Here is a 12131-nt window from a genome sequence, read left to right as displayed (position 1 = left end):
GTGACAGGATTCGATGCCGTGGACGACAGGACGGGCAGTGCCGGCAGGGACACCGACGAGGGCGCGGAAGCCAGGACACGCGGGGCCAAGGAGGGCATCCTCCAGGCCGCCGTCGAGCTGATCGCCCGGGACGGTTTCGACGGCGTACGCCTCGCCGACATCGCCCGCCGCGCCGGGGTCTCCAACGCGCTGGTGCACTACCACTTCGACTCCCGTGAGCGGCTGCTCACCGATGCCCTGGCGTACTCACTCACGCGCGAGGAGGTCCGGCTCGAACGCCGCACCCGCCAGTCGCACCGCGACCGTCCCGCCGAGCGCCTGGCCGATCTGATCGACTTCGGGCTTCCCCTCACCCACGACGACGTCCTCGAATGCCGGCTGTGGGCCGAGCTGAAGATCCGCTCCGCCGGTTCGGTGGAGATGAGCGGCAGGCTCGCCGAGTTCCGCGCACGCCTCCTCGAACCGCTCGCCGCCGTCGTCGAGGCCGGGCTGCGGGACGGCGTCTTCAGCGACTGCGACCCGGCCGACGTCGCGGCCGTCGCCATGGCCCTCCTGGAGGGCCTGACCCATCGGCTGATCACCGAGACGGGCGGGCTCACCCTCGCCGACGCCAGGCGCCTGGCCGCCCGCCAGCTCACCCTCGCCGTCGGCTACTCCGGTGACCTGCCGTTCCGGCCGCTCCCCGACCCCGGCCCGCAGCGCATCGACCTCCAGGCCCCCCGCCCCCGGCGCCTGCGCGCCCCCCGCGCGTCTTCCCCCTCCTGACGGCCGAGGCGGGTCCGGCCGCGGGCCCGCGGCCGCCCCGCATCGGGGAAGGAACGCGCCAGGACGACCGAGGCAGAGTCATCCGGGCAAACAGTCCGGCACACCTGGGCAAGTACCACGGCCTGACCGCCGTCGAGCACATCTGCCGCGCCGTGCACCACAACCTCTACCCCGACGCGCCGCCCGCCTGAGGCGGCACCCCCGGCCCGGTGATGCCAGGGCGCTGAACGGCGGGTGACGGGTGACGGGCGCCCGGTGCCGGGTCCGCGGGCCGGGCTGCTCGGCTGCCCCGGCGGTGTGCCCCGTGCTAGCGTGGTCCGTTTGCAGCCTCGCTGTGTCGGTGCCCGGTTCGCGGTCCCTGGCCGGTGGCCGCGTCCCCGCCGCGCCTTCCTCGGTACGGTCCCTACGGAGGAAGGCTCTCTGTGAGCGAATCAGCACGTGCCGATGCCCGGCAGCAGGACGAGGCGACCGAGGCGTCGGCCACTGCCGCTCTGCCCCCGGCGGCCTCCTTCGCGGAGCTGGGGCTGCCGGCCGAGATCCTGCGGGCGCTCGACGAGCACGGTGTGACGGTGCCCTTCCCCATCCAGGCGGCGGCACTGCCCAACGCGCTCGCGGGACGGGACGTCCTGGGCCGGGGCCGCACCGGATCCGGCAAGACGCTCGCCTTCGGCCTGGGGATGCTCGCCCGGACGGCCGGGCGGCGCGCTCAGCCCAAGGAGCCGCTGGCGCTCGTCCTCGTACCCACCAGGGAGCTGGCGCAGCAGGTCGGCGAGGCGCTCACCCCGTACGCCCAGGCGCTGCGGCTGCGGCTCGCGACCGTGGTGGGCGGGGTGTCCATCGGACGGCAGGCCGCCACGCTGCGGGACGGCGCCGAGATCGTCGTCGCCACGCCCGGCCGACTGCACGACCTCATCGAACGGAAGGGATGCCGGCTCGGACAGGTGCGCATCACGGTCCTCGACGAGGCCGACCAGATGTGTGACATGGGGTTCCTGCCGCAGGTCACCGAAGCGCTGGACCAGGTGCGTCCCGACGGGCAGCGCATGCTGTTCTCCGCCACCCTCGACCGCGACGTCGACCAGCTGGTGCGGGACTACCTGCGCGACCCCGCCGTCCACTCCGTGGACCCCTCGTCCAACGCGGTCTCCGGGATCGAGCACCACGTCTTCGTCGTGCACGGCCCGGACCGGTACGCCGTGACGACGGAGATCGCCGCCCGGGACGGCCGCGTCCTGCTGTTCCTGGACACCAAGCACGGTGTCGATCAGCTCACCCGGCATCTGCGGGCCAACGGTGTGGCCGCCGCCGCCCTGCACAGCGGGAAGTCCCAGCCGCAGCGCACCCGGACCCTGGCCCAGTTCAAGGACGGGCAGGTCACTGCCCTGGTCGCGACGAACGTCGCCGCGCGCGGCCTGCACGTCGACGACCTCGACCTCGTGGTCAACGTCGACCCGGCCACCGACCCCAAGGACTATCTGCACCGCGCGGGCCGCACGGCCCGGGCCGGCCGCTTCGGCACCGTCGTGACACTCGTCCTGTCGGGACAGCGCCGCGAGACGAGCCAGGTCATGGCGGACGCCGACGTCGCCCCCAAGGTCACCAAAGTGCGGTCCGGGGAAGCGGAGCTGAGCCGGATCACCGGCGCCAAGGCCCCCTCCGGAAAGCCTCTGGACGGCGGGCCGGCCGTACCGCGGCCCAAGAACCACAACGCCCCGTTCCGCGGCCTGGGCAGCACCAAGGACGCGAAGACCGGCTCCGGTGGCAGGTCGTCCCGCAAGAGCAGCGAGGCCCGGAAGCTCGCGGAGGCCCGCCAGGCGGCCCGGGTGCGCCGCGGCGGCTGATCCCGGACTGCCGGGCGGTGTCCTGGGGGACGCGGGCGGCAGGGGGCGGCCACCTCGCCCGGAGAGCTCCGCGCTGCCGCCCCTCGGAACCGGGGGGCGGCAGCGCAGGTGCCCCCGGCTGACCACCGCTCGCCGAGCCGGCTCCCGTCCTCAAGCGCGCCAAGGGCCGGTGGACAAAGGGCAGTTGATGGCTCTCGGGGCAGCGTCGGCCGATCACGATCGCGAGGCCGCAGCGGCGCGAAAGCGACACCGAGCCGGGGCCCGCACAGCGAACCCCGTCCCGGTGTCGGCGGCCGTGGAGATGACGGAACGGCTCCGAGTGGAAGCCTCGTCGCAAGAAGCGGTGGTGGGCGCGACCTGGAGCGCCGTCCGCCTTGTGGCGGTGGCCGCTCTTGTGGTTCTGGTCGGGCGCGCAGTGACCGGTTCGCTGCATCGACGCTCCGGCAGGCGACGCGAGAACAGCGCGTAGTTCCCTCGCGGAACGCGCACCTGCAAGCGTCTGTCCAGCAGGTGCACACTGCTCCGGCGCAGGCCGACCGGCGCCATGACTGCCCGACAGAGCCCGACACGCCCCGGGTATTTGAATGCATGCACATAATTTGTTTACGCTGCCATTAAGCGTCTGCACGTATGCTGGCCGTCATGAAGGCCATCACGCTCAAGCGCTACGGAACCGCCGACGACCTCGAACTGACCGAGCAGCCCGAACCCAAGGTCGCGCCCGGTGAGGTTCTTGTCCGGGTGAAGGCCGCCGGGGTGAACCCCGTGGACTGGAAGCTGGCCGAGGGCATGCTGGACGCCCTGGTCGAGAGCCGCTTCCCGTTGATCCCCGGGTGGGACGTCGCGGGTGTCGTGGAGCGCGTGGGCTTCGACGTGAGCGAATTCGCCCCCGGTGACGAGGTCTTCGGTTACATCCGCAAGGACACCGCGCAGCTCGGCGCGTACGCGGAGCAGGTCTCGGCCCACGTGCGCATGCTGGCCCGCAAGCCCGCCGTGCTCTCCTGGGAGGAGGCCGCCGGTGTGCCGCTGGCCGGGCTCACGGCGCTCCAGGCGCTGGAGCGCGTCGGGGTGCGCGACGGCTGGACGGTCCTCGTCCATGCCGCCGCCGGCGGTGTCGGCGTGCTCGGCGCGCAGATCGCCCTCGCCCGCGGCGCCCGGGTGATCGGCACCGCGAGCGAGCACAACCACGAGTTCCTGCGCGGCCTGGGCGTCGAGCCCGTGACGTACGGAGAAGGCCTGGCGGACCGGGTGGCCGCGCTGGCCCCCGACGGCGTCGACGCGGCCCTCGACTTCATCGGCGGTGACGCCGTCGAGGTGTCGCAGGGTCTGGTGAAGGACCCGTCCCGGATCGCCTCGATCGTCGACGCGGAGGTCACCGCGCACGGCGGCCACTACGTGTGGGTACGGCCTGACGCCGCCCAGTTGACCGAACTGGGCCGGCTGGCCGGCGAGGGGCGCCTGACCGTCCCGGTCGCCAAGGTCCTCCCGCTCGCGGAGGCGGCCGAGGCCTGGCGCCTCAGCGCCGAGGGCCGCACCCGCGGCAAGCTGGTCCTCTCGGTCGAGCAGGACTGACCTCCGCCCGGCAGCCGGCGTTCGCCGCAGGCGGGTCCATACGTCTAGCTGCGGTCCACGAGTTGCAGCAGCAGATAGCCGCCCGCCTCGCCGGACAGCCGGTACGTCGCCTTCGGGTGGAGCTGGCGGGCGTAGGCGAGGGGGTCCTCCACCCAGCCGGAGTTGTTGTTCAGCGCGATCCAGTCGGGGGTGACGCCCCGGGTGTCGCCGACCCACAGGACGCGGCAGCGGCCGGCCAGTCGGCTGATGGGGCCCACGTCGGACTCGACGGTCGCGCCGTCGGGGATGCGGGCGAGGAGGTTCTCGGCCGCGGCGGCACGCGGCGGCTTGCGATAGGTGGCGGAGTCGGTGAGGGCCGACAGGGGTTGCGCGGTGGTCAGGGCGAGCGCGGCTGCCGCGGCGCAGGCCGGGAGCCGGTCCGCGTACGCGCGCAGCCAGGGGCGCGGGCTGCGCCGGGAGGTGGCGACGGCGTCCACCAGGGCGAGGAAGAGGACCGGCATCAACACCGCGTTGTAGTGCCAGTCGGTGGACCAGTAGTGCTCCTCCCCGGACAGGAAGCGCCAGCCGAGGGTGGGGACACCGACCAGTACGAGCGGGGAGCGGACGGCGAGCAGGCCCGTGGTGGGCAGCAACAGCCAGGCCAGGGTGCGGAGTTTGACGTCGGCGGCGGCGAAGGGGGACGGTCCGCCGTCGACCTTCTCCCAGTAGTCGTAGCCGCCCGAGCCGTTGAAGGCGGGAATCACGACCGTGAGGGTGACGGCGGTGGCGAGCAGACCGAAGGCGGCGACGCCCAGCGCGTACACGGTCGCCCGGGACGTCTCACGGCGGGCCCGCCACGCCACGACCAGGGCGATCGCGGCGAGGGTGACCCCCAGGTCCTCCTTGACCAGCACGAGCGGCGCGGCCCACAGCAGGGCGGCGCGCCATCGTCGGCACAGCAGCGCTTCCAGGGAGAAGGCGATCAGCGGTACGGCGAAGCAGATCTCGTGGAAGTCGAAGTCGACCGCCTGCTGCATGCCCCAGGACAGTCCGAAGGCGACACCGATCGCCAGACCGGGGGCCCGGCCGAGCAGGCGGGTGGCCACGCGGGTGACCGGGATCGCGGCGAGCGCGAACAGCGCCGCCTGGACGACGAGCAGGGTGACGGGCGTGGGAAACACGCGGTAGGCGGGGGCGATCAGCGCGGTGACCGGACTGAAGTGGTCGCCGAGGATGTTGGTGCCCGGCCCCTTGAGGTCGACGACCGGGGCCTGGAGTCGCGCGTAGGCGCGAATGGCCTGCTCGAAGATGCCCAGGTCCCAGGAGCGGGTCTCCATACGGTGGTAGCGGAGCGCGGAGTGGGTCGCGTACGCGGTGAACAGCGCGAGCGCGAGGAGGTGCGGGGCGCGATCCCGCCGCCGGGACCGCTTCCGGGTGCGGGGCGCGACGGGCTGCCGCGCCCCCGGTATCGGCACCGGTTCGGTGCGGTCGGCCGGTGCCTCGAGGGTGGTTGCGCGCATGGGTGGGGGGCTTTCTCGGGTCGGCTACGGCGTGGGAGAACCGGTGGGGGGCGTGGTGCCGGGCGAGGGAGAGGCATCACCGGTCGGGGTTTCGGTGGGCGTCGGGGAGCCTGGTGCGGAAGCGGTGGACCCGGACCGCGCCGGGTTCGTGGAGAACGACCCGGAGAGGGGGAACGAGGAACCCGGTGCCGGCGAGGAGCCGTGGAGCGTCGGGGGCGGGGCCATGGGCGTGGGCAGCGGGTCGGGGCGCAGCCAGAGCGCCGCGATCGCACTCGTACTGGTCAGGACGCATACGGCGACGGCAGCGGCGGCGGCCACCGTGCGGCGTCGGCGGCGGACGCCGCGCGCCACGATGCGGTCGGCCGACTCGGGTACGGCCATCCGCGCCCCGGCCGCCGCGACGGCCTTGAGTGCGGCGGCGACCGCTTCGTCGCGTGGTTCGGTCACCATGCTGCTGCGTCCTCGGCTTCCTCTGCGGCGGTCAGATGCGGTGCGAGAGCCTTCCTGGCCCGCGACAGATGGGTCTTGACCGTCCCGGTCGCCACGCCGGTCTCGGCCGCGATCTGCTCCACGCTCAGGTCGCACACGTAGTGCAGGACGGCGGTACGCCGCTGCCGGTCGGGCAGTCGGCGCAGCGCCGCGACCAGCGCGACCGTGCCGGGGTCGGGTGCGGGCACGGTGCTCGTCAGACCGTTGCCGTGCCGCCGCCACGCCTCGGCGGTCCGCCCGCGGCGGCGCCACCTGCTGATGGCGAGCCGCCAGGCGACGGTGCGGAGCCAGGCCTCGGGACCTGCGTCCTGGGTCAGCCGCGACCGGCGCCCCCACGCGCGGACGAACGCCTCCTGCACGACGTCCTGCGCTTCGTGGAGGTCACCCGTCATCAGGTACAGCTGCCCGACGAGCCGCGAGACGGAGTGCACGTAGAACTCCTGGAACTCCTCTTCGGTCATGCGGCTCCCAGCGGTCGGACGGGTCTCACCGGGTATAGGGCGGGAGCGGCTGTCCTGGTTGACATCGGGCCGCACAAATCTCCGGATCCTGTCCGGCAGGTGTGAAGGCGCGAGGGCCTGACGGAGCCGAGGCCTGCGTGTCACGCACCCGGCGACGGCGGACCGGCCGGCCCGCACATGTCCCATGTGAGCACGCACCAGTGACAGGGGAAGGGGCGGCGAACCGACCGGGCCGACGGTGGTCCGCCGGCTGAGCGCGCACGAAAGTGGCTGGTGGCGGGCCGTGTTCGCCGTGTGAACCGGAACCAAAGGGACGGACGCCGGACGGCGTCGCCCCGGGCCACCGAGGTGAACTGCTCAGCCGAGGTGAGCGGATGGCGCCGACGCGCTACGCGACCACGCCGTCCACTTCCACCGTCTGGAGGCACCGCGCGTTGACCGGGACGGTCACCGACTTGCCGTTGAGGGTCGTGGACCGCTGGGTGTAGGAGTCGCCCGCGCCGGTGTTCCACCGGGGCACCACGCCGTCCGGGCGGCCGGTCACCGCGGAGAAGCGGGAGAGGTCGAACGTGATGTTCTGGAGCGTACTGCCGCTGTTGGCGACCACGATGACCAGCTTGCCGGTCTTCTCGTCCAGCGCCGCCACGGACATCGGGTCACCGGTTGCGAGGATCTTCATGCCGGGGCGGATGTGCCGGCTGAACTGGGCCATCAGGTAGTACTTGGGCCTGACGTAGCCGGGCTGTGCCGGTGTCGTGGGGGTGACGCCCGTCCCCGTCGGCGGCGTGTAGTCGATCATGGCCCAGTTCGGGTTGTTGTCCATCGCCTGCCAGTAGACCCAGGCGGTCGGACGCAGTTCACGGAAGTCCGCGAGGATGGACAGGGCCATCGAGAAGCCCGCGTGGTCGCCGTTGCCGGTCTCGGAGTTCCACAGGCCCTTGCCCGCGTCGGTGACGATCTTCTGGTACAGCTGCGCACGAGGCGGCGTACCTTGCTCGTAGCCGTGGACGTTCACGCGGTCCACCAGAGCGCGCGTGGGCGCGTCGAAGGCGTCCCACGTCGCGAGAGCATGGGTGATGCTGGTCTCGTCGGATGCCGCGATCCTGGTGCCCGTCAGACCGTAGTTGTCCAGTTCGGTGCGCAGGTGGGACAGCAGCGTCTTCTGCAGGCCTCGGCTCGTGTAGCAGCCCTCCTGCACGTTCCCCGCATGCCAGTATTCGGCGGAGGGCTCGTTGAAGGGCTCCACGGACACGAAGTCCACGCCCCAGTTCTCCCGGGCGTGCGACGCGACGGTGGCCAGGTAGTAGGCGTAATCGCGCTGGTTCCAGGCCTGGAGGTTGTCCTGGAACCTCTGCTGCGCCCCCGAGGGGTTGTGGTTCTTGCACATCCACCACATCGGGGACTTCGCGAACAGCTCGCTGATCGCACCCCGTTGGACCGCCTTGAGCAGCATGGCGCGCTGGTTGGCGTCGGCGTTCCAGTTCCACGCCGAGGACGAAGGATTCGCGCTCGTCCAGTCCTGCCAGAATCCCTCGATGCGCTTCCAGGGCTGGATTCCGCTGGAGACGACCATCCTGTCGCCGCTCGCGGTCTGGTTCCAGCTGCTCGCACCGGCGTTGTAGCGGGCGATGTTGAGGCCGAGCCCGGGAATCGACTTGTTGCGGTACGTGACCCAGTCGGTCGTGAAGAAGAGGTCGGCGAAGATGTCCTGATCGCCGAGGGCCCGCGCCCACCAGGACAGCGAGGTGCCCCACCCTTCCCAGACACCCCGGTTCGCCGACGGGTCGATGGTGATCGTCGCGTCGGCGCGCGCCGTACCGGTCGCCAAGGTACTGCCGAGGACGCCCGCTCCCGTCGCGGCCAGGAGGGTTCTGCGTCTGATCATGTGGATACTCCGCTCCAGTTCACGGCCCCGTCCCGTGGTGACTGTCGAGAAGCATCGGTTGGTGATCAGCAGGTTGTCCAGGGTTGTGACAGGCCTTTCTAAAACCGTTTGACGAAGCCTCGTCGATTCGCGCCGACCGGTACCGCTCAGCTACCCGCGGCCCGGGCCCCCTGCCGGGGAACCCCTCCACCCGGGGTGGGCAGCGCGTACTCCGCCCAGATCACCTTGCCGCGGGCCGTGTACCGGGTGCCCCAGCGTTCGGACGTCTGGGAGACCAGGAAGAGGCCGCGGCCGCCCTCGTCGGTGGTGGCGGCGTACCGCAGGTGCGGCGAGGTGCAACTTCCGTCGGACACCTCGCAGATCAGGGTGCGGTCGTGGATCAGCCGTACGTGGATCGGGTCGGAGGCGTGCCGGATCGCGTTGGTGAGCAGTTCGCTCAGGGCCAGTTCGACACTGAAGTCGAGTTCGGACAGGCCCCACTCGCGCAACTGTTCCGCCACCGCGGTGCGCATGCCCGCCACGGCGGCCGGGTCCGAGGGCACGTCCCAGTCGGCGACCTGGTCGGGCGGGAGGGCGCGACTGCGGGCGATGAGCAGGGCGACGTCGTCCTTCGGCCGCTCGGGCAGCAGCGCGGTGACCAGGTCGCGACAGCGCTGGTCGGGGGAACCGTCGACGCGGTCGGCCAGCGCGGCACGCAGCAGCTCCATGCCGACGTCGATGTCGCGGCTGCGGTCCTCGATGAGGCCGTCGGTGTAGAGGACGAGCTGGGAGCCCTCGGCCAGGTCGAACTCGGCGGTCTCGAACGGCATGCCGCCCAGCCCGAGAGGTGGCCCCGCGGGCAGGTCGAGGAAGCCGACGCGGCCGTCCGCGTCGACGAGCGCGGGGGCCGGATGGCCCGCGCGCGCCATCGCGCAGCGGCGCGTGACGGGGTCGTAGACGGCGTACAGGCAGGACGCTCCCACCACGCCGGTGGCGTCCTTCGTGGTCGACTCGTCCTGGTCGATACGGCCGACGAGGTCGTCCAGATGGCTGAGCAGCTCGTCCGGGGACAGGTCCAGGGTGGCGAAGTTGTGCACGGCGGTACGGAGTCGTCCCATGGTCGCGGCGGCATGCAGGCCGTGGCCGACGACGTCGCCGACGGTCAGTGCGACGCGGCTGCCCGACAGCGGAATGACGTCGAACCAGTCGCCGCTGACACCCGACTGGGCGGGCAGGTAGCAGTAGGCGACGTCGAGGGCGGTCTGCTCCGGCAGTGCCTGCGGCAGCAGACTGCGTTGCAGGGTCACCGCGAGGGCGTGTTCCCGTGTGTAGCGGCGGGCGTTGTCGATGCTGACCGCGGCACGGGCCACCAACTCGTCCGCCAGCAGCAGGTCCTCCTCGTCGAAGGGCGTACGCGGCTCGCGCCGCCAGAAGTTGACCATGCCGAGCACGATGCCGCGGGCCTCGATCGGGGCGGTGATGAGGGAGTGGATGCCGTAGTCCAGGACCCGGTCGGCACGGTGGGGGTCCTGGGCGTGCCAGGTGTGGGCTGCCGACAGCTCGACCACCAGCTCGGCCCGCCCGGTGCGGTATCCGAGGGCCTGCGGGGTGCAGGGCAGGAAGTCGATCAGGGTGCCCTTCTCGTACAGCGGGTGGTCGTCGCGGATGCCGGTCACGGCCGTGCGCCGCATGCCCGTGGCCGTGGGTGAGGGTTCCTCGCCGTGCAGGACGGCGTCGGCGAGGTCGACGGTGACGAAGTCGGCGAAGCGGGGTACGGCGATCTGCGCGAGTTCCTCGCTGGTCCGGGCCACTTCGAGGGTCGTGCCGACGCCCAGCCCGGCGTCGTACAGCAGCTCCAGCCGCTCCCGGGTCAGTTCCGCCCGGCCGGACACCTCGTGGAGCTCGGTCGAGTCGCGCAGCGTGACCACCGTGCCACCGGGGTCGGCGCCGTGATGCGCCGGCCGCTGGTTGACCAGCAGCGGACGGTCTCCGACGCGGTGCACCTCGTCGTCGGCCGCACGCCCGGACAGCAGCAGTTCCCGGATGCCTTCGGCGAGGCCGCACAGCTCCGTCACGGGCCGCCCCTCGGCCTCCCGGGACAGCCCCAGCAGCCGTCGGGCCTCGTCGTTGGCGAGCAGCAGCCTCCGGTCTGCACCGACGATCAGCACCCCTTCGCCCACCGAGTGCAGGACCGCGTCGTGGTGCTCGTACATGCGGGTCATCTCGTGCGGGGCGAGTCGGTGCGTCTGGCGTCGCAGCCGTCTGCCCATGAGGGCCGTGCCGACGGTGGCGACCGCCATCACGCCCGCTCCTGTGCTCAGGATGACGGGCGTCTGCCGGTCCACCTGGTTGATCACGTTCTGGTTCTTCAGACCGGCGGAGACCAGCCCCACCACCGTCCCGTCGCGGTCCATGACGGGAACGACGGCCTGCACCTCGTGGCCCAGGGGGCCGTCGACGCGTTCGGTGTGCACCTTGCCCTCGACGGACGGCCCGATGTCGCCGACGAACCGCTTCCCGATGAGGCTGGGCAGCGGGTGGGTGTAGCGGATGCCCTTCGTGTCCATGACCACGATGAAGTCGACACCGGCGGATCTGCGTCCCGCCTCGGTGAGCGGCTGGAGCACCCGCGTCGGGTCGGAACCCTTGAGCGCGGGCAGGACTCCCGGCGCGTGGGCGAAGGTCTCCGCGACGGCGACGGAACGCCGTTTGGCCTCGTCACTGCCCGAGCGGTGCGATATCACGTGCTGCGCCAACACGGCGCAGCACACGAGCAGGAGCACCAGCGAGACCTGGAGGAGAACCATTTGCCCGGCCACGCTCCGCACGTGCCTGACCACTGAAGAGCTGGGCCAGAACCGTCGGAACTTCACCAAATGGTTCATTACGGGCTATTTCTAGCATTGGCGAAGCGCATTCGGCTACGGAATGTGCGGTGGAAGTTGATTAACACTTCAACAATGCGGGGGCGGTTCCGGGGATCCACCACCCCCGGCGATCTCTTGGACGGCGTCGAGGACCAAGTGCCACGGGTACTCCTTCGGCTTGCCCTGACCAGGTTCGTTCGGGATGAAGCCGCCTTCGCCGTACAACACGTAGACGCCCATGGCCCGTAGTTCCGCGACGCTGCGTTCGAACTGCCGGTGCTGCACGTAGGCGGCGTTCACGCACGGCATCGTGACCGTCGGGATGCGCTTGCCGATGCCCTCGGCGACGACGCCGACGACAAAGTCGTGCGTGAGGCCGAGCGCCCAGGTGTTCATCGTGTTGAACGTGGCCGGTGCGACCGCGATGACATCCGCCTTCGGCCACACGTCCGGTTCGCCGGGCATCTTGTACTCGCTGCGCACAGGACGGCCGGTCAGCCGCTCCAACTCAGGGAGTTGTGATGCCATCCAGCGCGACGCTGTGGGGGTGAGGCCGAGGCACACATCGAAGCCGCGGGACTGCGCCTCCCGCACGACCGCCCCGATGTCGAAGACGGGCGGCGCCGCCGAGCCGAACAGGTACAGCACTCGGTCTGGTGTCGTCATGCGCCCATCGGACCACACCCGACCGTTACGGCTCACGGGGGACTCGGGACGGAACGTCCACAACCGCCGGGGGGCGCGGGTACCGTTCCCCGTGGGTGCTCAGAACG

9 protein-coding genes are annotated in these 12131 nt (G+C 71.5%); 3 read left to right on the top strand and 6 right to left on the bottom strand.

All coding sequences use genetic code 11. The features are described 5' to 3' along the window. The first annotated feature begins 18 nt into the window (after positions 1-18). The 3 genes from DN051_RS42600 to DN051_RS42590 all read left to right on the top strand — a co-directional run bounded on the left by DN051_RS42600 (position 19) and on the right by DN051_RS42590 (position 4178). Complete coding sequence (locus DN051_RS42600) at positions 19-765, top strand: TetR/AcrR family transcriptional regulator (protein ID WP_053763509.1); 747 nt, start codon at positions 19-21, stop codon at positions 763-765. Between the two features lie 422 nt (positions 766-1187). Beyond that, positions 1188-2606, top strand: coding sequence for a DEAD/DEAH box helicase (locus DN051_RS42595; RefSeq protein ID WP_112443113.1), 1419 nt, complete (start codon positions 1188-1190; stop codon positions 2604-2606). A 642-nt stretch (positions 2607-3248) separates the two neighbouring features. Next, positions 3249-4178 carry an NADP-dependent oxidoreductase gene (locus DN051_RS42590; protein WP_112443389.1) on the top strand — a complete coding sequence of 310 codons (930 nt, stop codon included), beginning with the start codon at positions 3249-3251 and terminating at the stop codon, positions 4176-4178. Positions 4179-4222: 44 nt separating this feature from the next. On the opposite strand, the gene DN051_RS42585 is transcribed toward DN051_RS42590, so the two are convergent. From DN051_RS42585 to DN051_RS42560, 6 genes are all read right to left on the bottom strand, one after another. After that, positions 4223-5677: a DUF2079 domain-containing protein gene (locus tag DN051_RS42585; protein WP_112443112.1), complete on the bottom strand. Its 1455-nt coding sequence runs from the start codon at positions 5675-5677 to the stop codon at positions 4223-4225. Positions 5678-5701: 24 nt separating this feature from the next. Further along, on the bottom strand, positions 5702-6127 hold the full coding sequence (locus DN051_RS42580; RefSeq protein ID WP_112443111.1) for a hypothetical protein: 426 nt from the start codon (positions 6125-6127) through the stop codon (positions 5702-5704). Then, positions 6121-6627: a SigE family RNA polymerase sigma factor gene (locus DN051_RS42575; protein ID WP_112443110.1), complete on the bottom strand. Its 507-nt coding sequence runs from the start codon at positions 6625-6627 to the stop codon at positions 6121-6123. Before DN051_RS42575 ends, DN051_RS42580 begins: the two co-directional genes overlap by 7 nt. 388 nt (positions 6628-7015) lie before the next feature. Continuing rightward, positions 7016-8512 (bottom strand): glycoside hydrolase, encoded by a 1497-nt coding sequence (locus tag DN051_RS42570; protein ID WP_112443109.1) that lies wholly within the window; start codon positions 8510-8512, stop codon positions 7016-7018. Between the two features lie 146 nt (positions 8513-8658). Further along, entirely contained in the window at positions 8659-11298 is a 2640-nt protein-coding gene (locus tag DN051_RS42565) for a SpoIIE family protein phosphatase (protein WP_112443108.1), read from the bottom strand. A 147-nt stretch (positions 11299-11445) separates the two neighbouring features. Then, positions 11446-12024, bottom strand: coding sequence for a flavoprotein (locus tag DN051_RS42560; RefSeq protein ID WP_112443107.1), 579 nt, complete (start codon positions 12022-12024; stop codon positions 11446-11448). Positions 12025-12131: the final 107 nt, after the last annotated feature.

This window comes from Streptomyces cadmiisoli (genome assembly GCF_003261055.1).
In the GTDB taxonomy this organism is placed as follows: domain Bacteria; phylum Actinomycetota; class Actinomycetes; order Streptomycetales; family Streptomycetaceae; genus Streptomyces; species Streptomyces cadmiisoli.
This window is presented reverse-complemented; position numbering and strand designations above follow the sequence as displayed.